Annotated in this window: 28 protein-coding genes and 1 pseudogene; 25 read left to right on the top strand and 4 right to left on the bottom strand. The window is 55.9% G+C overall.

Annotated features, from left to right (window positions below):
• Window positions 1-2 precede the first annotated feature (2 nt).
• The 16 genes from J3P79_RS04320 to J3P79_RS04395 all read left to right on the top strand — a co-directional run bounded on the left by J3P79_RS04320 (window position 3) and on the right by J3P79_RS04395 (window position 8,806).
• The gene (locus J3P79_RS04320) at window positions 3-320 is read left to right on the top strand and encodes a hypothetical protein (RefSeq protein ID WP_434608427.1); all 318 of its coding nucleotides are present in this window, start codon (window positions 3-5) and stop codon (window positions 318-320) included.
• A gap of 249 nt (window positions 321-569) precedes the next feature.
• Entirely contained in the window at window positions 570-815 is a 246-nt protein-coding gene (locus tag J3P79_RS04325) for a hypothetical protein (protein WP_434608429.1), read from the top strand.
• 329 nt (window positions 816-1,144) lie between these two features.
• Window positions 1,145-1,345: an EndoU domain-containing protein gene (locus J3P79_RS04330; RefSeq protein ID WP_434608431.1), complete on the top strand. Its 201-nt coding sequence runs from the start codon at window positions 1,145-1,147 to the stop codon at window positions 1,343-1,345.
• The gene (locus J3P79_RS04335; protein WP_434608433.1) at window positions 1,335-1,748 is read left to right on the top strand and encodes a hypothetical protein; all 414 of its coding nucleotides are present in this window, start codon (window positions 1,335-1,337) and stop codon (window positions 1,746-1,748) included. The genes J3P79_RS04330 and J3P79_RS04335 overlap by 11 nt, the downstream gene beginning before the upstream one ends.
• Before the next feature lie 16 nt (window positions 1,749-1,764).
• Window positions 1,765-2,181: a hypothetical protein gene (locus J3P79_RS04340; RefSeq protein WP_434608435.1), complete on the top strand. Its 417-nt coding sequence runs from the start codon at window positions 1,765-1,767 to the stop codon at window positions 2,179-2,181.
• 252 nt (window positions 2,182-2,433) lie between these two features.
• Window positions 2,434-2,892, top strand: a complete 459-nt coding sequence (locus J3P79_RS04345) for a hypothetical protein (RefSeq protein WP_434608436.1) — start codon at window positions 2,434-2,436, stop codon at window positions 2,890-2,892.
• A gap of 190 nt (window positions 2,893-3,082) precedes the next feature.
• Window positions 3,083-3,559: a hypothetical protein gene (locus J3P79_RS04350; RefSeq protein ID WP_039592272.1), complete on the top strand. Its 477-nt coding sequence runs from the start codon at window positions 3,083-3,085 to the stop codon at window positions 3,557-3,559.
• A gap of 85 nt (window positions 3,560-3,644) precedes the next feature.
• Entirely contained in the window at window positions 3,645-4,103 is a 459-nt protein-coding gene (locus J3P79_RS04355) for a hypothetical protein (RefSeq protein ID WP_082112108.1), read from the top strand.
• A 239-nt stretch (window positions 4,104-4,342) separates the two neighbouring features.
• The gene (locus tag J3P79_RS04360; protein WP_039592271.1) at window positions 4,343-4,897 is read left to right on the top strand and encodes a hypothetical protein; all 555 of its coding nucleotides are present in this window, start codon (window positions 4,343-4,345) and stop codon (window positions 4,895-4,897) included.
• Window positions 4,898-5,142: 245 nt separating this feature from the next.
• Window positions 5,143-5,712, top strand: coding sequence for a DUF6990 domain-containing protein (locus J3P79_RS04365; RefSeq protein ID WP_434608438.1), 570 nt, complete (start codon window positions 5,143-5,145; stop codon window positions 5,710-5,712).
• Window positions 5,713-5,888: 176 nt separating this feature from the next.
• A complete protein-coding gene (locus J3P79_RS04370; RefSeq protein ID WP_434608440.1) occupies window positions 5,889-6,437 on the top strand; it encodes a hypothetical protein in 549 nt (182 codons plus the stop codon).
• 63 nt (window positions 6,438-6,500) lie between these two features.
• Window positions 6,501-6,632 carry a hypothetical protein gene (locus tag J3P79_RS04375; protein ID WP_434611349.1) on the top strand — a complete coding sequence of 44 codons (132 nt, stop codon included), beginning with the start codon at window positions 6,501-6,503 and terminating at the stop codon, window positions 6,630-6,632.
• Window positions 6,633-6,643: 11 nt separating this feature from the next.
• Window positions 6,644-7,024, top strand: coding sequence for a hypothetical protein (locus J3P79_RS04380; protein ID WP_152668450.1), 381 nt, complete (start codon window positions 6,644-6,646; stop codon window positions 7,022-7,024).
• Between the two features lie 222 nt (window positions 7,025-7,246).
• The gene (locus J3P79_RS04385; protein ID WP_434608442.1) at window positions 7,247-7,801 is read left to right on the top strand and encodes a hypothetical protein; all 555 of its coding nucleotides are present in this window, start codon (window positions 7,247-7,249) and stop codon (window positions 7,799-7,801) included.
• A gap of 243 nt (window positions 7,802-8,044) precedes the next feature.
• Window positions 8,045-8,428, top strand: coding sequence for a DUF6124 family protein (locus J3P79_RS04390; RefSeq protein WP_434608444.1), 384 nt, complete (start codon window positions 8,045-8,047; stop codon window positions 8,426-8,428).
• A gap of 132 nt (window positions 8,429-8,560) precedes the next feature.
• Window positions 8,561-8,806: a hypothetical protein gene (locus J3P79_RS04395; RefSeq protein ID WP_024618924.1), complete on the top strand. Its 246-nt coding sequence runs from the start codon at window positions 8,561-8,563 to the stop codon at window positions 8,804-8,806.
• A gap of 91 nt (window positions 8,807-8,897) precedes the next feature.
• On the opposite strand, the gene J3P79_RS04400 is transcribed toward J3P79_RS04395, so the two are convergent.
• Window positions 8,898-9,614, bottom strand: coding sequence for an SIMPL domain-containing protein (locus J3P79_RS04400; RefSeq protein ID WP_434608446.1), 717 nt, complete (start codon window positions 9,612-9,614; stop codon window positions 8,898-8,900).
• Between the two features lie 242 nt (window positions 9,615-9,856).
• On the opposite strand from J3P79_RS04400, the pseudogene J3P79_RS04405 reads away from it, so the two are divergent.
• From J3P79_RS04405 to J3P79_RS04420, 4 genes and pseudogenes are all read left to right on the top strand, one after another.
• A pseudogene (locus J3P79_RS04405) lies at window positions 9,857-11,120 on the top strand (ATP-binding protein).
• Window positions 11,113-11,673 carry a response regulator transcription factor gene (locus J3P79_RS04410; RefSeq protein ID WP_003177957.1) on the top strand — a complete coding sequence of 187 codons (561 nt, stop codon included), beginning with the start codon at window positions 11,113-11,115 and terminating at the stop codon, window positions 11,671-11,673. Before J3P79_RS04405 ends, J3P79_RS04410 begins: the two are co-directional and overlap by 8 nt.
• Window positions 11,674-11,771: 98 nt before the next feature.
• Window positions 11,772-13,499, top strand: a complete 1,728-nt coding sequence (locus tag J3P79_RS04415) for an ABC transporter ATP-binding protein/permease (RefSeq protein ID WP_434608448.1) — start codon at window positions 11,772-11,774, stop codon at window positions 13,497-13,499.
• A 75-nt stretch (window positions 13,500-13,574) separates the two neighbouring features.
• Window positions 13,575-14,321: a FadR/GntR family transcriptional regulator gene (locus J3P79_RS04420; protein WP_030139831.1), complete on the top strand. Its 747-nt coding sequence runs from the start codon at window positions 13,575-13,577 to the stop codon at window positions 14,319-14,321.
• Window positions 14,322-14,594: 273 nt separating this feature from the next.
• Here the strand turns inward: J3P79_RS04420 and J3P79_RS04425 are convergent, their stop codons facing one another.
• The 3 genes from J3P79_RS04425 to J3P79_RS04435 form a co-directional block, all read right to left on the bottom strand.
• Complete coding sequence (locus J3P79_RS04425) at window positions 14,595-14,873, bottom strand: hypothetical protein (RefSeq protein WP_434608450.1); 279 nt, start codon at window positions 14,871-14,873, stop codon at window positions 14,595-14,597.
• Window positions 14,874-15,113: 240 nt separating this feature from the next.
• Window positions 15,114-15,422, bottom strand: coding sequence for a hypothetical protein (locus J3P79_RS04430; protein ID WP_434608452.1), 309 nt, complete (start codon window positions 15,420-15,422; stop codon window positions 15,114-15,116).
• A gap of 338 nt (window positions 15,423-15,760) precedes the next feature.
• Window positions 15,761-16,117, bottom strand: a complete 357-nt coding sequence (locus tag J3P79_RS04435) for a hypothetical protein (RefSeq protein WP_434608454.1) — start codon at window positions 16,115-16,117, stop codon at window positions 15,761-15,763.
• 340 nt (window positions 16,118-16,457) lie between these two features.
• Between J3P79_RS04435 and kdgD the strand changes: the two genes are divergently transcribed.
• From kdgD to J3P79_RS04460, 5 genes are all read left to right on the top strand, one after another.
• Window positions 16,458-17,369 carry a 5-dehydro-4-deoxyglucarate dehydratase gene (kdgD, locus tag J3P79_RS04440; RefSeq protein WP_186710799.1) on the top strand — a complete coding sequence of 304 codons (912 nt, stop codon included), beginning with the start codon at window positions 16,458-16,460 and terminating at the stop codon, window positions 17,367-17,369.
• A 128-nt stretch (window positions 17,370-17,497) separates the two neighbouring features.
• Window positions 17,498-18,943, top strand: a complete 1,446-nt coding sequence (locus tag J3P79_RS04445; RefSeq protein WP_434608456.1) for an aldehyde dehydrogenase family protein — start codon at window positions 17,498-17,500, stop codon at window positions 18,941-18,943.
• An 85-nt stretch (window positions 18,944-19,028) separates the two neighbouring features.
• Window positions 19,029-20,393, top strand: coding sequence for an MFS transporter (locus tag J3P79_RS04450; protein WP_434608458.1), 1,365 nt, complete (start codon window positions 19,029-19,031; stop codon window positions 20,391-20,393).
• A gap of 12 nt (window positions 20,394-20,405) precedes the next feature.
• Window positions 20,406-21,959 carry a galactarate dehydratase gene (gene garD / locus J3P79_RS04455; protein WP_434608460.1) on the top strand — a complete coding sequence of 518 codons (1,554 nt, stop codon included), beginning with the start codon at window positions 20,406-20,408 and terminating at the stop codon, window positions 21,957-21,959.
• A gap of 259 nt (window positions 21,960-22,218) precedes the next feature.
• On the top strand, window positions 22,219-23,160 hold the full coding sequence (locus tag J3P79_RS04460; protein ID WP_434608462.1) for an AEC family transporter: 942 nt from the start codon (window positions 22,219-22,221) through the stop codon (window positions 23,158-23,160).
• Window positions 23,161-23,207: the final 47 nt, after the last annotated feature.

Here is a 23,207-nt window from a genome sequence, read left to right on the forward strand (position 1 = left end):
ACATGGTTGCATATGATCTGTATGGTATTAAAGATATGTCTCTTATAGAGGCGAAATTAAATGTGGAAAAATGCTTGGGTTTTTCATTTGTAGAGAAGGAAAGTGCTTACCAAGGGGGGGGGTATTATCGATTTGACGGTGAAGAGGGCGAGGGATTTGTTCTCAAAGAGAATGTTGATCCTTTTGATGGTGAAGCCGTGGAGCAGCTATTTTCGGAATATCCAATTTTGCTTTATGTCGATAAAACCATCCGTTCTGATAATATTGGCAGCCTTTTGGATATGAAATTTTCCCTGCTAAGACATGAGTCATTTGATTGAGTGGTGTTTTTTGTGGAAAAACGGGGAGGAAAAACGGGGGCAGACCCTGAGGGATCCCCACAAGTCTACTCCAGGCTCTGCAGAAAAGGGGACAGATTTATTTTCTGAGCCTGTGATGATGCGGAGCGATCCGGACCTGGTTGATCCCGTGGGAGGCAAAAGCCGATCGGGAAATAAATCTGTCCCCTTTTCTAGTCCTTTTCTAGAATGATGGTTTTTTCAGAAGACTTTTTACGTAATGAGCCAGTAATGTATAAAGAGCTATTTTCTTTAGAGTGTAGGGGTTATATGCTTGATTTGCTTAGAAAGCTAATCGCTGAGTTAAGGGTGGTGAAGTTTGAAGAATTAATAGAGGTTTTGGAGGTTTTGGAGGTTTTGGAGGTGTTGGAGTTTGTGCAAGGTGTATGCGCTGCGGCATTATGGAAATTTAATTGTGAGTTGCCTTCTGAGGTAGAGTGCTTCGTTAGGGAGTTTGATCGATTGGATGCCGTTTGAGAGAAGGAACGATTATATTTGTCAGCGCAGATAGAAGTAAAAAAGGGAAAATAAGGAGGCGCCCATTAATCGGTCTCAAATCAAGGCTAGAGATTTTTAATGCCATTTGAAAAAAAAGGACACCCATTAGCCGGTCTCAAGTCGAGGCTAAAAGCCAACTCGCCCTGCAGCTTTTAACTGCTGGGTTCTCTCTTATCCCAACCTGCCTGGTTGAACCCGTCGTACCCGTTTTCTCATATAAACAGAACCGGGGACAGACCACGTTATCTGTGCGTTTCTCTGATATAGAAAACGTGGTCTGTTCCCGGCTTTTCGGAAGTTCGTATACAATGTTCCCTGCAGCGTGGGACGAGGCGCGGCTAAAATCCGAAGTTGATGCCGCTTGGAACAGTCCGACAAAAACAGTTGTTGGTACACAGTGGAGTTCAAGAACACCTTCTGGAGTAAAGGTTAAAGGGTACACCTATCCAAGGGTGACGGTTTATCAGAGTATGAGCCTTAATGTATTTGGGAGATGCAATGGAACTTAAGTTTTATTATGTTGATGATGGCGTTCACCCGGTTGCTGGGCAGGTTTACAACGCTGTGGCTGAGGTGTCTCCTGGCCAGGAGGATGCGCAACGCTATGAGCTTTATGTTTGCAGTGTATTAAGTGCAATCGCTCAGGTTCCAAGTAACTGTGTTCGACTGCTGGAGGCTGTCACATCAATTGAGGAGGGTGTTCAAGTATCAGTCATTGAAGGTGGAAATGATGTCCTACTGAATATGGATGCTTCAGGTGTGCAAGTTGATATCTTGGTCAACGACGACTGGATCGGCCAGCCTGAGGGCAGGTTTGCCTTGCAGGAATGGCGTAAGATTTTAGAGAAGTGGAAGTGTTTTTTAGAGCTGCCCAAAGGTTCTGATGAGGCCGTTATAGTGAAGTTGCCGTAGGCGGAGGGTGAGCAGAATGAGTTTCGAGTTGGTGGGTTTTGGTGATATTGGATCAATGCACACCGGCGTGCACCGTGACCAATCGAGAGCGGTATTGGGAGAGGAGTTCGAGGAGTTTTATAAAATTCCAGACTCTACAGTTCCGACTGACGCCTACGATGATCTAGGAGTGCATGTTTATTTTGATGAGGGTTTCACCATCATCGGCTTGGAATTCTTGAAATGGAGCGACCTCAGCTGGCGCGGACAGCGTTTATCCGGTGCGGATGTACTTGAAGTTCAGCAGCATTTGGTTGCGCAAGGCGAGGTCCTGAACTTTAACAGTACAGGATTTGATGTGGACGGATTGGGTCTTAGGGTTTATGCGCCTGATATCGGTGAGGAGGACGCTGTGATAGAGACGGTTTATGTCAGCTTTGTGAAAAATAAATAAGCTTGCTAAAAGTGCCGGCAGAAAAGGGGACAGATTTATTTTCTAAGCCTGTCATGACGGGGAGTGATCAGAGAAAAAAGGGGCAGATTTATTTTCTGAAAGGGAAATGGGACGGATTTATTTTCCTCTGGTGACTAGCGGAGTGCTCCGTATCTGATTTTTGATTTGCAGCGGGTGAAAATAAATCTGTCCCCTTTTTTCCGAAAACGGGGTCTGTCCCTGAGGGACGCTGAGGGGTGAGAGGGTTTTTAAATGGCCAAGAAAGTAAAGTTGGGCGACATTTTGCAGGTGTTGACCGCGCAAGGCGTCGCCTATGCGCAAGTTACCCACAAGCATCCGGAGTTCGACTTTCTAATTCGTGTCTTTCCAGGTTTTTATAATGAAAAGCCAAAAGATTTTTCAGCGGTGGTTGAGAGGGAACCCCAGTTTTCTGCATTTTTTGTTGTTCAAAGTGCGGTAAATCAAGGCCTCCTGTCCGTTGTTGAAAATGTCCCGGTTCCCGAAAGCTTACAAGTATTTCCTATATTCCGCTCTAGGAATGGCAGTCCGGGTGGCTCCCTTTGGTTGTGGGATGGTAAAGACTCATCTCGACTCGAAAGGGAATTTAGGCCTGATGAGCTAAAGTATCCGACGGAAGGAATTATCAGCGCGCCATTGCTTGTTGAACGTATTGAAAAAAATTACAGAGCTGAGACTCATGAAGTTTGGTGAGTTGGAGAGAACCGGGTACAGACCACGTTATCTGTGCGTTTCTCAGATAGAAAACGTCGTCTGTCCCTGAGGGACAAGGTTCTCTGATTTTGGAGGTTCCGCCGCAAGTGAAAGGCGTTCCGAAATCGGTCCTCGATGCGGCAACAAAAGTTGGCGTGGTAATCAGAGATTCTAATGGGAAAATTTACTGATGAAAGCTGAAGTTTATTTTTGCAAGTCTTGGTTTAGGATAAAGAAAATCGCTCTCGAGCCCTATGACGAGGCTGCCGCGCGTATCAATCATGAATCGGGGGTGCCGTATACAGCTCTTATCGGTTCTGCAACGAAACCTAGCTGTTTTTTAGAATTTTTAACTGATAAAGGTATGGTGGGCGTTGGGTTCTTGGATCAGAATTTACGTGAATACATGAGCTATCAGTTTCACCGGGTGGAGGATGATAAGTTATTTCTCTCCATGGTGACGCATCGGGAATTTTTTGATGGTGGCGATAAAGTCAAAGAGGGTGTGACGTATTTTTTTGATCGGAGTGGGGAACTAGTTATTAGGCGGCAGGCCTTTAATCCGCACGCGGTTGAGAAGGCGGTTTCTAGTTTTGATCCGGTCAATAATTATGAGGTGTTTCCGAAATTTGGGGAATATTCGGAGCTAATTAAAATTGAGCGTTAGGAGAGAACCGGGGACAGACCACGTTATCCGTGCGTTTCTCAGATAGAAAACGTGGCCCATCGCCGAGGGATGTGAGGGTTTTTAAATGGCCAAGAAAGTAAAGTTTGGTGATGTATTGCAAGTATTAACCTCACAAGGCGTCGCCTATGCGCAAGTTACCCACAAGCACCCGGAGTTCGGTTTTTTAATTCGTGTCTTCCCCGGTTTCTATAATGAACAACCAAAAGATTTCTCAACGGTGGTTGAGGGCGAACCACAGTTCTCGGCATTTTTTGTTGTTCAAAGTGCGGTCAATCAAGGTCTGCTATCCGTCGTGGCAAACGTTCCGGTTCCCGAAGCTTTACAAATCTTCCCTACGTTCCGCTCCAGGAATGGAGGGCCGGGGGGCGCCGTTTGGCTGTGGAATGGAAGCGAATCAGTTCGGCTGGAAAGAGAGGTGAGCGTGGAAGAACTGAAACTACCCACAAGAGGAATTATCAGTGCGCCATTGCTTGTTGAACGTATTGAAAAGAATTACAGAGCTGAGACTCATGAGGTTTGGTGAGTTGTAGAAATTAAACTTGATCGGACGTGTCCCAGCGTTTGTGTTTGCGGAATGTCTATGAGAGCGATAATCGCTGATCTTCGAATTCTGGGAAGAGGTAGCAGATTTGAATGTGCTATTTAGTGCCGATAAGTTTATGTCCCTGCAAAATGAAGCAAGTTGGCTTTGGTCTTTCAAGAGGAAGACCTGCCGCAAGAAAAATTCCATTATTTTGTGTTTCGGTTCTTAAGGGTTGTTCAATGCGCTATTTCGCCACGTCTCTTTTACTGTCCATGACATTGCTTCTGTCCGCCTGCAACACAACCCCTTACGACAAAGCCACCATCTATTACGATCGTGCTCAGTTTCCTGCGCAACTTGCCAAGGACTACCCAGGGCTGACTGGCCCTATCCTGCAACACGGCCGTTGCTCTCTGATCGTCTCAACCCCCGGTTCGAACACCGGCACTTACTATTTCTGCACCTATGCATTGACCGCCAGTAATCTCTACGTTCAGGGGTGGGATGCGAAGGCATTGAAATACGTCGAGATCGCTCATGTGGATATATCGGCGCTTAAAAACATTGCCCTGCATACGATTTTTCGGACCAGTCAGCTCCAAATGACGGAAGAACGGCGTCAGTTAGCGTTGAGCGCGTCGATAGATGAGGGTGGCTATATCGACTCGTCAGCTACCAAGGAGCTGTTTGAGGCAATCAAACGCAAGGGAATACCCGTTGTGAAAAGCGAAGGCATGATCAGCCCGCCGGCAGGACCCTCTCCGATGATCATTCCAGTCGTTATTACGAAATGACGAACGGAATGCGGGCTGATTGACCGCTTGCTTAGGCTCGCCTACGGTGAATCTGGATAATAAATCTGTCCCCCTTTTTTGAGTATACGTCAGTCAGAAATTTTCCCTCAAATAAAAGATGGGACTTCAATTCCAAGAGGGAAAGTTGCCGTAAGTTTCGGCCTGACACCAGGCGTACAACTAAAGGATCAAGGTTATCCTAACGGTATCCCTATTGAGGTAATTAATTTTCCTGGTGCTAAGTGATGAAAGAAAAAGATGTGGTTTCAATTTTGACGGAGCAGGGCTGGGCTTGTAGTAAGGATGAAGTCGGGGATTATTTTTGCGTGACAGATGTTGATAGGGTTAAAGTTCAGATAATCCCATCTGTGAGGAAGCGCTCGGACCATTTTCGGGTGTCACTTATGCCATCGGTTTCGACCAGAGAATTCTCGGAAACTGTTGCTTTTGTGCGGGGAGAGGGGGACGGATATTCGCCAGTAATAGTTAGTAATGAGCCTCCAGAGAAGTTGCCTAAATTTTCTAGTGATGATGTTCTCAGGATGTCTGAGAAAGCCATGTCTTGGGCACGCTCTCAAAATATTGAGTCCGGCCTGATGGTTTATAGAAATCTGCCGACTGACAGTAAAGGCGCGATGCCCCTTCGGTACTTGGCTGCATTGGCAATAGCTGGTGACGTTGAACGATTGGACGGTTACAAGAAGAGCTTTGAGATGGGAGATAGGCTTGGTTTTGTACCTTACATTACTGATGGCATGATTGATCGAGCAGTCTTGAAAGCCACACAGAACCGGGGACAGACCACGTTTTTGTGATGTGCTTTGACTGGCTGAAATAGAGCAGAACCGGCGAAAAAAGGAGACAGATTTATTTTCTAAGCCTGTCATGACGGGGAGTGATCAAGCCCTGATTGATTGTGTAGGGGCAAAAGCTGATCGGAAAATAAATCTGTCCTCTTTCTTGTTATGTTTCCTGCTGCTTGGGATAAGGGATGAGAAATAAATCCGTCCCCTTTGTATGTTTTAACTGTACGACGACGCTCTGCACGCAATACAAGGACACCCTGACAGAGCGTGCACTAAACGACCTGACGAACCTAGCGAAGGTCACTGACCAGTGGGAAAACGCAACGAGCTTGGCTGCACTGGTCATACCCGGCTCCGGCGGTGCGCGTGGTGCTGGCGAAGGCGGGCTTTCGCCTAGAGTTCAGGCTGCTCTGGATAAATTTACGGAAGCCAAGGCGGTACGTACGGGAGCTTCTACGGGCAAGAACAGCAACCCTTCCAGCGCGGTCACTGACTCAGAGGCCGCAGTAAGTGGCTTGCCTAAGATTGGTTCGTTGAAAGGTGAAGCAGAAATACCGCCACCGAACGCTCCACCAGATATGGTGCGTTCCATTCAACGACAGAACGAGGCTGCGAAAGAGTTTGCAAAAGCAGGATATGACGTTGAACAATTGCCGAACCAAGGGAAAAAAGGCGAATCGCGTCCAGATCTTCGGATAAATGGAGAACTGGCCGATGTGTATTCCCCGACCTAAACGAGCCCTATTTCAGTATTGAAAACGGTAGGCTACAAGGTGCAGAAGCAAGCTGACAATATCGTGATAAACCTCGCTGACTCGCCCCTAAGTATCGAGGCGATAGAGAGTGCATTGAAATTAAGTCCTATTAAAAATCTGAAGCGCTTGTTTCTGATGAAGGGTGATAACAAGCGTGTTATCGAGATTGACTAATGACAATAACAATGTTTATGGAAGTAGAGGTTGGCGTGTCATTGGAAATAATTAAGGGGGCCGTGGCAGAAATCGCTAACGATATTGAAATGGAGGAGAGGTCCTTTGAGGGGTATTTTTCTGCATCGAACGGTTTCTTTTATTTTGAGGAGGTTGAGCCTCCGAGTGCCGTCGCAGCGGAAGGATGGAACGTTGAGTGGCAGGTGGGTGTATTGGGTGCATTTCATTGTCCTATGCAGCAGCTGGAGCAAAACTGGAGCGAAATCAAGCATCTGATGGAAGAGGTTTCCAAATGCTCTTCGTCGCGCTTCGTCCTTTCTTTTCAGTTTGATCGTGTATATGCGTTTAATGAGGGGGATGGTGTTGTGTACAAAAACAATATGGTGATCTAAGAAAAAATGGGGGGTAGAAAACCACAGAAAAGGGTACTGATCTGAATGGCACTTATTTAACCCTCTCCCAGTGTCGATTTTCCGTGATCTCAGCCCAGGATGATCGACGTGTTTGTTGTCTGCTAAGGCATTAGCTGTACGATTCAGTGGTGTAAAAATTCAAAAAACTGGAATAGCGCGTCAAGCACCGATGAGCCACCTAATCATGCGCACGGAGTGTTTATGAACAAGTTCCCCCTGATGCTCTTAACCCTGATCCTGACCTTACCCGGCTGCAAATCCAACGTCAGAGATTCCTCCCCCACCGTGCTCAACAACGGTATCCAGTTCCAGCAAAACAAAGTGACCGTCGATGCGCAGCACGCCAAGGTCATCATGAAAGCGTCCGGGGCTACTTATCCAGTGGAGTTTTCCATCAGGCGCGCGGCGGATCCTGATCAGCGTATGGATGTGCAAGGAACCGTGGTGGATACCGGTCGGGGCAAGGTGTTCGGCTGGATTGCCAAGGTCAACGAAACGGTGCACAGCGCAACCTTGAAGCATTTCCCGCAGTTGGAAGTGCAGGCTGACGTCGATCAACCGTTCGAGGTTTCCGGTTACGCCAGTGGTGGCAGCATCGGTAATGGTTACCGCTGTGGTCCGGTCCGAAGCACTTTTACGCCGGAGCGGGGCAAGGTTTATCTGGTGGAATTTCAGTTTGTGGGCAGCCGTTGCGAGCAGCATGTGTTTGATGTCACGCGGCCGCAGGAGCGTGTTCCGGTTGCGAGCTTGCCTTAGCTTGGAGCGAGTGGGGTGGGTGGTCCGTTAGCTGGCACGTTTCCTTCAGAAGAGTAGGACCGTTCGGGCTTGCTTAACGAAATATCCGACATGTTTTTAGGGTTGTCGGTCGGAAGTGCTGTCTCTAACCTTTTGCCTGTCGCTGCGAAACAGCGACCGGGAGTGGGAACCCGAAAATAGTAGGTCGTAAGCCTCACGACCGTAACGGCGAGTGATGGCTCCAACTTCATCAGGAGCATGCACATGAACGAAGGAAAGACTGAACCGAACTTCAACAGAACAACCCCCCTAGCAGAATTCGACGCCATCGAAGATCTGCTAAAGGACCGAGCCGCCGCCGAACGGGCCCTCGATCATTACCTCAATCCGAAGCCTTCAAAGCCCAGTACCGATCCACGTATCGACAGCCTGTTCTCCGTCACCGCCAAGGCAGACACCGATACGCTGCTGACCAGCACTTCCGAAACCCTGGCCTCGATCAAGACCATGGCCGAGGACCTGGCGTTTGAAGTGGAGGGCACGCGGCGCAGCGTGGCGCTGGGGATTCATCAGTTGGTGGAGTTGTGCCAGTTGCTGGTGGACAAGGCGTTGGATCAGCTTGAAGCGCCGGCCAGCCAAATACCTTGAGAATGTCTGTATAGGCATACACCTGACAGATCTGACAGTAGCGACGCTGTGCGCCCGGAGGTAGGTTGAATCCGGCGCGCTCCACTTCTGTGGCGATGCCGTCATTACTTATTCATTGGAAGAGGTGTAATCATGGCCGCTAAAGAAATTCGCATATCTATCGAAGACCTGGATCGTGATAGTAGCCCAGAGGTCCTATTCGAGTTCTACAGCGGGAAAGAGCTGGATTTTTCCACCTCTGTGTCCTCCTCTCTGAAGAACGGCCGCTACGACAAGGTGGACGTTAAAGGGGATGCTGACGGAGATGGCGATTTTGATGCGCAGGATGATGAGTTGTTCATCCAGCTCGCTAAAGCAGCCGTTGCTTTGCTGAAATAAGAATGTAAAGGCCGTGCCGCCAGGCTAAAGGCCCCTTCCGAAACAGGCGGGTCAAATGCCATCAGTGCGATTGACCCGCTGCCTTGAATGATTACTGCATCAACACCTCAACAACCCCATCTGCGGTCATCGTCACTTTGCTGGTGCCCGCTTCCACCTCAGGCGTCACCGACTCAGCATCCATGGACGCCGCTTTCATCATCATCTGCGGGCGCATGTACGGTTGTGGGTAGCCGTTGGTATTGAAGTTCAGGTTGACGATCTTGTAGCCCTTGCCGCCCAACGCTTCGGTGGCCAGTTGGGCGCGGGCTTTGAAGGCGTTGACGGCATCCTTGAGCAGGGCGTCTTCGCTGGTCTGGCGGGTGGCGGTGGCGATGGCGAAGTCCATGCCGGCCATTTTCATGTCGGTGAGCAGTTCACCGGTGAGTTTGGACAGGGCAGCGAAGTCGGCGCTTTCCAGGCGCAGTTCGGCGCGTTCGCGCCAGCCGGTGATTTTCTGGCCCTTGTTGTCGTAGATCGGATAGCTGTTGCGGCTGCCTTGGCGCAGGTTGATGTCCTTGACTTGCTTGGCCTGGCCGATGGCTTTGTTCAGGGTGGTGCTGATGGCTGCCGCGAGCCTGGCCGGGTCGGTGTTCTGTTCCTCGGTGTAGAGGGTGACGATCATCAGGTCGCGGGCCACTTCCTGGCTGGCTTCGGCGCGCAGGGAGATCTGGTTGTAATGAAGCTCGTCGGCGGCCAGGGCCGGCAGGCTGGCGACGGTGCCGAGGCTGAGGGCGAGCAGGGCGGCGGGGCGACTGAACGTGTGCATGAAAGCTCCTTGGGATGATGCGCAGGGGTAGGTTCCAGGCCTGCGTGAACGATAAGACTCTAGCGTTTATGGTCCGGTTCGCACAGTTACAACTTCTATACAGATTGCAGCAAAGTGGCTCCCTCGCCACAGGGGGTATAGGTAGCTTCAGGGCTGTGGCGCTTTGCCGCATATCTGCCTCTGCCCACCGTGCCTTGGTTATACTCCGTGCGATCCGCCTGGAGCGCTCATCAGGAGAGCTCATGCTCGCCCCTTTGCAAATGACTTCCGCTTCGCGCCAGAACCTCTGGCGCCTGACGTTTATCCGCATTCTGGTCCTCGCGGCCCAGGCCGGCTCCGTGGGGCTCGCCTATTGGTTCGATCTGCTGCCGCTGCCCTGGCTGCAACTGGCGATCACCCTGGCGTGCTCCAGCGTGCTGTGTGCGTTGACGGCGATTCGCCTGCGCACGTCCTGGCCGGTGACCGAGCTTGAATACGCCGTGCAACTGGCCTGCGACCTGTTTATCCACAGTGCGCTGCTGTATTTCTCCGGCGGCTCGACCAACCCCTTCGTCTCCTATTATCTGGTGCCGCTGACCATCGCCGCCGTGACGCTGCCATGGCGTTTTTTCGCTGATCCTGTCCGGCATCGCCCTGGCGCTGTACACCTTGTTGCTGGCGCGGTTCTATCCGCTGGAAACCTTCCCCATCGCCCGGGAGAATCTGCAGATCTACGGCATGTGGCTGAGCTTCGCCCTGGCTGCGGCGGTCATCACGTTTTTTGCCGCGCGCATGGCCGAGGAGCTGCGCCGCCAGGAAGAACTGCGGGCCATTCGCCGCGAAGAAGGCCTGCGGGACGAGCAGTTGCTGGCCGTGGCAACCCAGGCCGCCGGCGCCGCCCACGAGTTGGGCACGCCGCTGGCGACCATGAGCGTGTTGCTCAAGGAAATGCGCCAGGATCATAAAGACCCGGCGTTGCAGGAAGACCTCAGCGTGTTGCAGGATCAGGTCAAGCTCTGCAAGGAGACCCTGCAATACCTGGTGCGCGCCGCCGAGGCCAACCGTCGGCTGGACATCGACATGCAAGCGGTCACGTTCTGGCTCGACGATGCCTTGAACCGCTGGCACCTGATGCGCCCCGAAGCCAGTTACCGCTTCCAGTGCCTGGGCAAGGGCACGGTGCCACGCATGGCGCCGCCGCCGGACTTGACCCAGGCGCTGCTGAACCTGTTGAACAACGCCGCAGACGCCTGCCCCGAGGGCTTGGAAGTGGTGTTGGACTGGGACGCCTATGAATTGACGATCTGCATCCGCGACCACGGCGCCGGTGTGCCGCTGGCGATTGCCGAGCAGATCGGCAAACCGTTTTTCACCACCAAGGGCAAAGGTTTCGGCCTGGGCCTGTTTTTGAGCAAGGCCAGCGTGACACGCGCCGGCGGCTCGGTGAAACTCTACCCCCATGAGGAAGGCGGCACGCTCACCGAGCTGCGCCTGCCCCATGCCGACCGAGGAGACGAATATGAGTGACGAGATCCAAGTCGACGGCGAAGAACTGCCGCACCTGTTGCTGGTGGATGACGACGCCACCTTCACCCGCGTCATGGCCCGCGCCATGTCCCGTCGCGGTTTTCGCGTCAGCACCGCAGGTTCCGCCGAAGAGGGCCTGACCATCGCCCAGGCCGACCTGCCGGACTACGCCGCCCTCGACCTGAAGATGGACGGCGATTCGGGCCTGGTGTTGTTGCCCAAGCTGCTGGAGCTGGACCCGGAAATGCGCGTGGTGATCCTCACCGGTTATTCGAGCATCGCCACCGCGGTCGAAGCCATCAAGCGCGGCGCCTGTAACTATTTGTGCAAACCGGCGGACGCGGACGATGTGCTGGCGGCGCTGCTGTCCGAACATGCCGACCTCGACACCCTGGTGCCGGAAAACCCCATGTCGGTGGACCGTTTGCAGTGGGAACACATCCAGCGCGTGCTGACCGAGCACGAAGGCAACATCTCCGCCACGGCCCGCGCCCTGGGCATGCACCGGCGGACCTTGCAGCGCAAATTGCAGAAGCGTCCGGTACGTCGCTGAACCTGGGCTGAACAGATGTTGTCCACCCCCGCGACACATCGGGCCGTTGCTCTATATGATCGGCCCGAGTCTGTTCTTTTCTTTATAGAGCCTTAACCATGAATCAGAACGCTGAATATTCCGCGGTCAATGACGCGGTGCGCGGCCAGTTTTTCCGCCGTGTCTGGCAGATGACCACGCCATACTGGCGCAGTGAGGAGAAGGGCAAGGCCTGGATGCTGTTGATCGCCGTGATCGCGCTGTCGTTGTTCAGCGTGGCGATTTCGGTATGGTTCAACAATTGGAACAAGGATTTCTACAATGCCCTGCAAGAGAAGGACAGCGCGGCATTCTGGCGGTTGATCCTGTACTTCTGCGGTATCGCTGCGGTGGCGATCCTCGGCGCGGTGTACCGTTTGTACCTCACGCAGATGCTCACCATCCGCTGGCGGGCCTGGCTCACCGAGCAGCACTTCGCCCGCTGGCTCGATGACAAGAATTACTACCGACTGGAGCAGGGCGGCTATACCGACAACCCCGACCAGCGGATATCCGAAGACCTCAACAGTTTCACCTCCAACACGCTGGAACTGGGTCTGGGCCTGCTGCGCACCGTGGTCAGCCTGGTATCGTTCTCGGTTATCTTGTGGGGCATTTCGGGCAGCATTGAAGTGTTCGGCTACACCATCCCGGGCTACATGTTCTGGTGCGCTCTGATTTATGCGGCGGTGGGCAGTTGGTTGACGCACCTGATCGGCCGTCGCCTGATCGGTCTGAACAACAACCAGCAGCGCTTCGAAGCCGACCTGCGTTTCTCCATGGTGCGGGTGCGCGAGAACGCCGAGAGCATCGCCTTGTACGGCGGCGAGCCCAACGAGAATCGTCGCTTGAGCGGGCGCTTCGGCCTGGTCTGGCATAACTTCTGGGACATCATGCGGGTGTCCAAGCGCCTGACGTTCTTCACCTCCGGCTACGGCCAGATCGCGATCATCTTCCCGTTCATCGTCGCTGCGCCGCGTTATTTTACCGGCAAGATCCAACTGGGCGAACTCATGCAAATCAGTTCGGCGTTCGGTAACGTGCAGGAAAATTTCAGTTGGTTCATCACCGCCTATGCCGACCTCGCCGCATGGCGCGCCACCTGTGATCGCTTGTTGAGTTTCCGCCAGGCGATGAGTGACAACGAAAACCTCGTGCCGGCGATCGATGTGCAGAACCAGGGTAACGAGCTGAAAGTACGTAATCTCGGGCTGGACTTGGGCGACGGTCGTCATTTGCTGACCCATGCAGAGCTGGATGTCGAACCCGGCGAGCGGGTGATGCTCAGCGGTCGTTCCGGCAGCGGCAAGTCCACCTTGCTCCGGGCGATGGGGCACTTATGGCCCGCCGGGCATGGCAGCATTCTGCTGCCGTCGGCACGTTATCTATTCCTGCCGCAAAAGCCTTACTTGCCGATCGGCAGCCTGCGCGAAGTGCTGAGTTATCCACAGGCCGGCGATGTTTATCCCAACGAACGTTATGCACAGGTGCTGGAAACCTGCCGCCTGCCGCACCTGGTTGCGCGGCTGGACGAGAGCAACCACTGGCAGCGCATGCTCTCGCCCGGCGAGCAGCAACGCCTGGCCTTCGCCCGCGCATTGCTTTACGCGCCGTTATGGTTGTACATGGACGAAGCCACGTCGGCGATGGACGAAGAAGACGAGGCGACGCTGTACCAGGCCTTGATTGACCAACTGCCGGGCCTGAGCATTGTCAGCGTCGGCCACCGAAGCAGCTTGAAACGTTTCCATCCGCGACATGTGCGTATCGAAAATGGCCAACTGGTGGAACAGGCTGTCGTCGCCTGATGCGCACACGGTGATCGTACAACCACGTTGCGCTATGATGCACACTTCGCTGCTTGCCAAATATAGAGACACACCATGGAAAACCCGATCAACGTCCCACGCCTTCCCCGCAAGCGCCGCAGCCTGGCGCAGGAGCTGGTGACGGTGCTGACCGAGCAGATTCGCGACGGACTGCTCAAGCGTGGCGATAAATTGCCCACCGAGTCGGCGATCATGGAGGCCCATGGCGTCAGCCGCACGGTGGTGCGCGAGGCGATTTCCCGGTTGCAGGCCGCAGGCCAGGTGGAAACCCGCCACGGCATCGGCACCTTCGTGCTGGACACGCCCAGCCCGAGCGGTTTTCGCATCGACCCGGCGACGGTGGTCACGTTGCGCGATGTACTGGCGATCCTCGAATTGCGCATCAGCCTGGAAGTGGAATCCGCCGGGCTGGCGGCGCAGCGCCGCAGCGATGAACAATTGGCGGCCATGCGCGCGGCCCTCGATGCCTTGAACGAAAGCGCGGCCCACGCCAGCGATGCGGTGGCCTCGGACTTCGCCTTCCACCTGGAAATCGCCTTGTCCACCGGCAACCGCTATTTCACCGACATCATGACCCACCTGGGCACCAGCATCATCCCGCGCACCCGGTTGAACTCGGCACGCCTGGCCCATGACGACCATCAGCACTACATGGATCGCCTGAGCCGCGAACACGAGGAAATCTACGAGGCCATTGCCCGCCAGGATTCGGATGCGGCCCGGGCGGCCATGCGCTTGCATTTGACTAACAGTCGCGAGCGGCTGCGCCAGGCCCATGAAGAGGCTCAGGCGCAGGGCTGAAAGTCGCTCACTGCTCGGGTAGCAAGAATGCTTTTGTGGCGAGGGAGCTTGCTCCCGCTGGGCTGCGGCCCCCAGGTTGGTGACGGTTGCTGCGCAACCGAGCGGGAGCAAGCTCCCTCGCAACAGAGAAATTCCTCTTACCACAAGAGAGTGGTGTCCGGCTTCCGGGCGGCTGTTTGACAAGTAGCAGGCGCGCAGCCCTACGCCTTACTCGTAATCCGCAGCATTTGCGGATCGGATTTATCGTTTTCCCAGTCGCTCCCGTAACTAACCTCAACCATTTTTTTCGTTGAACGCGTTCAAGTCGACATTGGTTAGCGTCAATGTCACACCCTTGAGTGGTGCAGTCTCTTCGCCTTCAGCCGGGGAAGCAAAAGTGCCTACCCGAGTAGGGGGTTCCGAGCCGACGCCCAGAGTCAGTTGGGCGTTCGAGTTCTGTGCGAAATCTGCATCCGGAATCTTCACGGTCAACGTCTCTACCCGTGACAAGTTGATCTGGACTTCCCCGGTGGTTGGAAAACCCTTGAGCGTGGGCTTCGCATACGTCGTCATGATGTCACTCCCTATGAGGCGGCCCTGTGCGTCGCGTCCGGGCGACTCACTTAAAGGATTGTGGAAGGGGCTACGGCGCGCACAGCACAGCCATGCTTGGGTTATGCTCCCTCGCCGTAACGGCGCCTAGTGACAGAGTTGACAGTGGCGACGAGCGGTCTGGTGCCGCAGTGACGAACCGCCCTCCGGATGCTGAACGGGAGAGCCATCACCAGCGTTTGGGTACAGGAGTAAGGAGCCTCATATCTTGAGGTCGAGAGTGCTTTCCCCGACGGCAAAATTTCCCGATGGCCGGGTAACGGTCACTCGAGTGTTGATCTGGGCGTTTGGGGCATTCTTTCTCAGCCAGTCATTCGGCACATCGAATGTCATCGGTTGTCCTGACTGCGTCACGTTTATCGTGCCTTCCCATCTCTCTCCCGTAGAGGTGACGACTTCAAGTTTCACGACATCGTTTATGGAGACATTGAGGTATGACGGCACTTCGATTTGAGTCGAGTCGCTGAGGCTGCGAGCGTTTTCATTAATCACCGGGAGGCTTAAAGGCATGACCAAGTTCCTTTCAACAATGGATCAGAGGCAACGTTTCACCTGAGAGCTCCAAGGCAGAGGCTTTCCGTCGCCTTTATTCAACTTCTTTCGTACGGAACATTTCTGCTGCGTCTTGCCGTTTTGAAGCACTCGCAGATCTTATGCCCCCGCTCGCTGGACGACGACTACTGTCAGAGTCGAAAGCCACAAAGGTGGCAGTGATCCCCTGGACGCTGAAGGAAAATGCCACCCACCACATCCTGCCCATACGCAGGGGAATCGGATCGCTAAAATTGCGGCGCTTTTTTCGTCTCCGGAGGCGTAAGGGCATGAGCTTTCCAACGGTAAACCAGCGGCTACAATTTCACATGGAGTTCCAGAATAGGAGATTCAATGTAATTACCGTCCGCCCTCTCTACTCTGTAAAAGAGCGTGAGCGCGGGGTTTTCACTGGGGCTCCAGTTCTCCGCTAAGACGGTTTTCGGGACAAGAAAGGTAATAGGCATCCCGATAGTCCCGTTTGTGATTACCGTTTCGTTCTCGAATGATCCCCCGTAGACGGTCTTGACAGTCAATCTGACCCTGTCGCCTATTTCCATGAAGGTATAAGGCTTGATAACCGCAGTGGCGTCATGCTCGAGTTGAGACAAGTAGACGGTTTGTCCCACCGCCTCCTTCAGTTCCGGTGCGGCAAAGTTTTCTCTCGTTTCCATCATTCAGCTCCTTCAGTTGGAGGTATTTGGTGTGCTGCCATTCCACTTATGCCTTGGCCGTTGAACGAGGCCAACTGTCAGAGTTGACAGTCGCGACAAACGGCTAATCTTGCTCAGGGCCGGGGTCCATTCAAGATTTACCCGCCACGCATCCGCCCACAAAAAAGCGCGCGAAAGGCGCGATCTGCTGGGCTTCGCGCACACCTCCTACACCTGTCACACCCACCGAAAGACGAAATACAGTTGACGTTCACATTTTAAGTTGTACGATGACCTACAACTTCTCATGAAGCTGAACCGTTTCCTACAACACAACATTTGCGTCCAGGGTGTTCGAATAATGAATCCACAAGAACTGAAGTCCATCCTCTCGTCTGGCCTGCTGTCGTTCCCGGTCACCGATTTCACTGCCAATGGCGATTTCAATCGCGACAGCTACATCAAGCGTCTCGAGTGGCTGGCCCCGTATGGCGCCTCTGCATTGTTCGCAGCGGGCGGCACCGGTGAATTCTTCTCCCTGGCCGCCAGTGAGTACTCGCAAGTCATCAAGACTGCCGTCGATACCTGCGCCACCAGCGTGCCAATCCTCGCCGGCGTGGGCGGTGCCACCCGCCAGGCCATCGAATACGCTCAAGAAGCCGAGCGCTTGGGCGCCAAGGGCCTGTTGCTGCTGCCGCACTACCTGACCGAAGCCAGCCAGGACGGCGTTGCCGCCCACGTTGAAGCCGTGTGCAAATCGGTGAAGATCGGCGTGGTGGTGTACAACCGCAACGTCTGCCGCCTGAACGCCACTCAGCTGGAGCAACTGGCCGAGCGCTGCCCGAACCTGATCGGCTACAAGGACGGCCTGGGCGATATCGAACTGATGGTGTCGATCCGTCGTCGCCTCGGCGATCGTTTCAGCTACCTGGGCGGCTTGCCGACCGCTGAAGTCTACGCTGCGGCCTACAAGGCCCTGGGCGTGCCGGTCTACTCCTCGGCGGTGTTCAACTTCATCCCGAAAACCGCGATGGACTTCTACCACGCCATTGCCCGTGACGATCACGACACCGTCGGCAAGATCATCGACGACTTCTTCCTGCCGTACCTGGACATCCGCAACCGCAAGGCCGGTTACGCAGTGAGCATCGTCAAGGCCGGCGCGAAGATCGTTGGCTACGACGCGGGCCCTGTGCGCACACCGCTGACCGACCTGCTGCCAGAAGAGTACGAAGCCCTGGCCGCGCTGATCGACAAGCAAGGCAAGCAGTAACAGACCCGACAAGGCCGCTGAGCAATCAGCGGCTTTTTGCGTAAGGCTTGATCGTTTCCACGCACGCGTGGAGATGCAGCCAGGGACGCACGGCGTTCCTAGACAGCTTTTGTAAGAGGAGAAGCTCCGTGGCAGATGCAAAGCGTTTCGATAACTACATCAACGGTCAGTGGGTGGCCGGTGCCGACTATTGCACCAACATCAACCCGTCTGACTTGTCCGATGTCATCGGTGAATACGCCAAGGCTGACGCAGCGCAAGTCAACGCCGCCATCGAAGCCGCCCGCGCCGCGTTCCCGGCCTGGTCGACCTCGGGCATCCAGGCCCGTCACGATGCGCTGGACAAAGTCGGCAGCGAGATTCTCGCCCGCCGTGAAGAGCTCGGCCAACTGCTGGCCCGGGAAGAGGGCAAGACCCTGCCCGAAGCCATCGGCGAAGTGACTCGCGCTGGCAACATTTTCAAGTTTTTCGCCGGTGAATGCCTGCGCATGTCCGGCGACTACGTGCCGTCGGTGCGCCCGGGCGTCAACGTCGAAGTGACCCGCGAAGCCCTCGGCGTGGTCGGCCTGATCACCCCGTGGAACTTCCCGATCGCCATTCCCGCGTGGAAAATCGCCCCGGCCCTGGCCTACGGCAACTGCGTGGTGATCAAGCCCGCCGAGCTGGTGCCGGGCTGCGCCTGGGCCCTGGCCGAGATCATTTCCCGCGCCGGTTTCCCGGCCGGTGCGTTCAACCTGGTGATGGGCAGCGGCCGTGTGGTCGGTGACATCCTGGTCAACAGCCCGAAAGTCGACGGCATCAGCTTCACCGGTTCCGTGGGCGTGGGCCGGCAGATCGCCGTCAACTGCGTGTCGCGCCAGGCCAAGGTGCAGTTGGAAATGGGCGGCAAGAACCCGCAGATCATCCTCGACGACGCGGACCTCAAGCAGGCCGTCGAACTGGCGGTGCAGAGCGCGTTCTACTCCACCGGTCAGCGTTGCACGGCGTCGAGCCGCCTGATCGTCACCGCCGGCATCCACGACAAGTTCGTCGCGGCGATGGCCGAGCGCATGCAATCGATCAAGGTCGGTCATGCGTTGAAGGCCGGCACCGACATCGGCCCGGTCGTTTCCGAGGCCCAGCTCAACCAGGACTTGAAGTACATCGACATCGGCCAGAGCGAAGGTGCGCGGCTGGTCAGCGGTGGTGGCGTGGTGACTTGCGACACTGAAGGTTACTTCCTGGCACCGACGCTGTTCGCCGACAGCGAAGCTTCGATGCGCATCAGCCGCGAAGAGATCTTCGGCCCGGTGGCCAACGTTGTGCGCGTGGCCGACTACGAGGCGGCATTGGCGATGGCCAACGATACCGAGTTCGGTCTCTCGGCCGGTATTGCTACCACCTCGCTCAAGTACGCCAACCACTTCAAGCGTCATTCCCAGGCGGGCATGGTAATGGTCAACCTGCCAACCGCCGGCGTGGATTACCACGTGCCGTTCGGCGGGCGCAAAGGGTCGTCCTACGGTTCGCGTGAGCAAGGTCGCTATGCGCAAGAGTTCTACACCGTGGTGAAGACTTCCTACATCGGTTCGTAATACGCAACACCGGTCGGCGCCGCACTCCGGCGCCGACTGTACAATTTGATTTCACGCATAAAAATAAATAGTGGAAGTAGATTACATGCAAGAGACCAAGCCGACGCACGTCCGCTATTTGATCCTGCTCATGCTGTTTTTGGTGACGACGATCAACTATGCCGACCGTGCGACCATCGCCATCGCTGGTTCCAGCCTGCAGAAAGACCTCGGCATCGACGCCGTCACCCTCGGTTATATCTTCTCCGCCTTCGGCTGGGCCTACGTGGCCGGGCAGATTCCCGGCGGCTGGCTGCTCGACCGTTTCGGGTCGAAGAAAATCTATGCACTGAGCATCTTCACCTGGTCGCTGTTCACCGTGCTGCAGGGCTACGTCGGTGAATTCGGCATGTCCACGGCCGTGGTTGCTCTGTTCATGCTGCGCTTTTTGGTCGGGCTGGCCGAAGCGCCATCGTTCCCGGGCAACGCCCGTATCGTCGCCGCCTGGTTCCCCACCGCTGAACGCGGCACCGCCTCGGCGATCTTCAACTCGGCGCAGTATTTCGCCACCGTATTGTTCGCACCGCTGATGGGCTGGATCGTCTACCGCTTCGGCTGGCAGCACGTGTTCATCGTCATGGGCGTGGTCGGCATCGTGTTCTCGCTGGTCTGGCTGAAGATTATCCACAGCCCGCGCCAGCACCCGATGATCAACGAGGCCGAGTTCAATCACATTGCTTCCAACGGCGCGATGGTCGACATGGACCAGGACAGGGGCAAGGAAAAGAAAGCCGACGGTCCGAAATGGGATTACATCCGCCAATTGCTGACCAACCGCATGATGCTCGGCGTCTACCTGGGCCAATACTGCATCAACGGCATTACCTATTTCTTTCTCACCTGGTTCCCGGTGTACCTGGTGCAGGAACGCGGCATGACCATCCTCAAGGCCGGTTTCATCGCGTCCTTGCCGGCGATCTGCGGCTTCATCGGCGGCGTGCTGGGCGGGGTGATTTCCGACTACCTGCTGCGCAAGGGCCACTCGCTGACCTTTGCCCGCAAGGCGCCGATCATCGCCGGCCTGCTGGTATCCAGCAGTATTGTGGCGTGCAACTACGTCGACATCGAATGGATGGTGGTGGGCTTCATGGCCCTGGCCTTCTTCGGTAAAGGCGTCGGTGCGTTGGGTTGGGCCGTGGTGTCCGATACCTCGCCAAAACAGATCGCCGGCTTGAGCGGCGGCCTGTTCAACACCTTCGGCAACCTGGCGTCAATTACCACGCCAATCGTCATCGGCTACATCATCAGCTCCACGGGCTCGTTCAAATGGGCACTGGTGTTCGTCGGTTGCAACGCGTTGATGGCGGTGTTCAGCTACCTGGTCATCGTGGGCCCGATCAAGCGTGTGGTGCTCAAGGAACCAGCGGCCAAAGAAGCCGATCTTTCCAGCCTGTCTGAAGCCAAATCCTGAGGAATGGCGTCCATGAATCTGATTGAACATGCCGATTCGCCCCGTTACATCCGCCTGCACGAGCGCGACAACGTGGTGATTGTTGTCAACGACCAGGGCGTACCTGCCGGGACCGAATTCCCGGACGGCCTGGTCACCGTCGACTTCGTGCCGCAGAGCCACAAAGTCACCCTGGTGGAGATTCCCGAGGGCGGCGAGGTGATTCGCTACGGCCAGGTCATTGGCTACGCGCTGCAACCGATCCCCCGTGGCAGTTGGGTCAAGGAAGACCAGCTGCGCATGCCCACCGCGCCGCCGCTGGACAGCCTGCCGCTGTCCACCGATGTGCCGGCGGCCGATGCGCCGTTGGAGGGCTACACCTTCGAGGGCTACCGCAACGCCGACGGTACCGTCGGCACCCGCAACATCCTGGGCATCACCACCACGGTGCAGTGCGTCACAGGGGTGCTGGACCATGCGGTCAAGCGCATCAAGGACGAGCTGCTGCCCAAATACCCGAACGTCGATGACGTGGTGGCGCTGACCCACAGCTATGGCTGCGGCGTGGCGATCACCGCCACCGACGCCTACATTCCGATCCGCACGGTGCGCAACCTGGCGCGCAACCCGAACCTGGGGGGCGAGGCGTTGGTCATCAGCCTGGGCTGCGAGAAATTGCAGGCCGGGCAGGTCATGCACGAGGGCGACAGCTCGGTGGACCTCAGCGAGCCGTGGTTGTATCGCTTGCAGGATTCCAGCCACGGCTTCACCGAAATGATCGAGCAGATCATGGAACTGGCCGAGACGCGCCTGAAGAAACTCGACCAGCGCCGCCGCGAAACCGTACCCGCCTCGGAGCTGATCCTGGGCATGCAGTGCGGCGGCAGCGATGCGTTTTCCGGCATCACCGCCAACCCGGCCCTGGGCTATGCCTCGGACTTGTTGCTGCGGGCCGGCGCGACGGTGATGTTTTCCGAAGTCACTGAAGTGCGCGATGCCATCTACCTGCTGACCTCCCGGGCACAAACCCAGGCAGTCGCCCAGGAACTGGTGCGGGAAATGGACTGGTACGACCGTTACCTGGCCAAGGGCGAAGCCGATCGCAGTGCCAACACCACGCCAGGCAACAAGAAGGGTGGGTTGTCGAACATCGTCGAGAAGTCCCTGGGCTCGATCGTCAAATCCGGCAGCAGCGCCATCAACGGCGTGCTTGGCCCGGGCGAGCGTTTCAAGCAAAAGGGCCTGATCTTCTGCGCCACACCGGCCAGTGATTTTGTCTGCGGCACGCTGCAACTGGCGGCGGGGATGAACCTGCACGTTTTCACCACCGGTCGCGGCACGCCTTACGGCTTGGCGATGGCACCGGTGGTGAAGGTCTCGACCCGCACCGAACTGGCCCAGCGCTGGCCTGACTTGATCGACATCGACGCCGGTCGCATCGCCACCGGGCGCGCAACCATCGAAGAGTTGGGTTGGGAGCTGTTCCACTATTACCTGGACGTGGCCAGCGGCAAGAAGCAGACCTGGGCCGAGCGGCACAAGCTGTACAACGACATCACGTTGTTCAACCCGGCGCCGATTACGTGATGACAGTGTGATCGCTGGAGATCCAATGTGGGGGCGAGCTTGCTCGCGATGGGGGCGGTACATTCAGCATTGATGCAAGCTGACCCGACGCTATCGCGAGCAAGCTCGCTCCCACAGGGGATATGTGGTGAGTGTGGATTTGTGGTCGACCCGGTACAAAAGTGGGAGCGAGCTTGCTCGCGAAAGCGCTTCACCAGACGCCAACGTCGTTAGTGGCTATCATTAGCCACCTAACGACACCCTCCTCAAGGTTCCCGGCATGCTGGCAATTTTCCTCGAAACCCTGAACGTCACCGCGCCGGTGTTTGCCATGCTGTTCCTGGGGACGTTGCTCAAGCGTATCTATTGGATCAACGACAACTTCATCCACATCGCCTCGTCGCTGGTGTTCAACGTCACCATGCCGGCGTTGTTGTTCCTCGGCATCTTGCATGCCGACCTGCACGCAGCACTGCAACCCGACCTGCTGATCTATTTCTCGATTGCTACCCTGGTGAGTTTCGCCATGGCGTGGGGGTGGGCGATCTGGCGATGCCCGCGCGAGGACCGTGGTATCTACACCCAGGGCGCGTTTCGCGGCAATAACGGCGTGATCGGCCTGGCACTGGCCGCGAGCATGTATGGTGACTACGGGATTTCCCTGGGGTCGATTCTCGCGGCGTTGGTGATTCTGTTCTACAACACACTGTCGACCATTGTGCTGGCGGTCTACAGCCCGGTGATCAAGTCAGATCCCTGGAGCATCTGTAAAAGCGTGATCAGCAATCCGCTGATCATCAGCGTGATCGCCGCCGCGCCGTTCGCCTATTGGCAGATCGGCCTGCCGAACTGGTTCGAGACCTCGGCCAAGTACCTGTCGCAAATGACCTTGCCCCTGGCGCTGATCTGCATCGGTGGCACGCTGTCGCTGGCGGCCTTGCGCAAGAGCGGCAAGATGGCCCTGAGTTCGAGCCTGGTGAAAATGGTCGGCCTGCCGCTGGTGACCACGCTCGGCGCCTGGCTGTGGGGCTTTCGCGGAGCCGAGCTGGGGATACTGTTCCTGTACTTCGGCAGCCCTACCGCCGCCGCCAGCTATGTCATGGCCCGGGCAGCCGATGGCAACCATGAACTGGCGGCGGCGATCATCGTCATCACCACGTTGATGGCGGCGATTACCACCAACCTGGGGATCTTTGTGTTGCAGTGGGGTGGGTGGATCTAGCCTTGGGTTTGCGCTGTTCTTGAGGTCCAAATCGCGAGCAAGCTCGC

The sequence above is a fragment of the Pseudomonas sp. R1-7 genome, from assembly GCF_051132105.1.
GTDB lineage: Bacteria > Pseudomonadota > Gammaproteobacteria > Pseudomonadales > Pseudomonadaceae > Aquipseudomonas.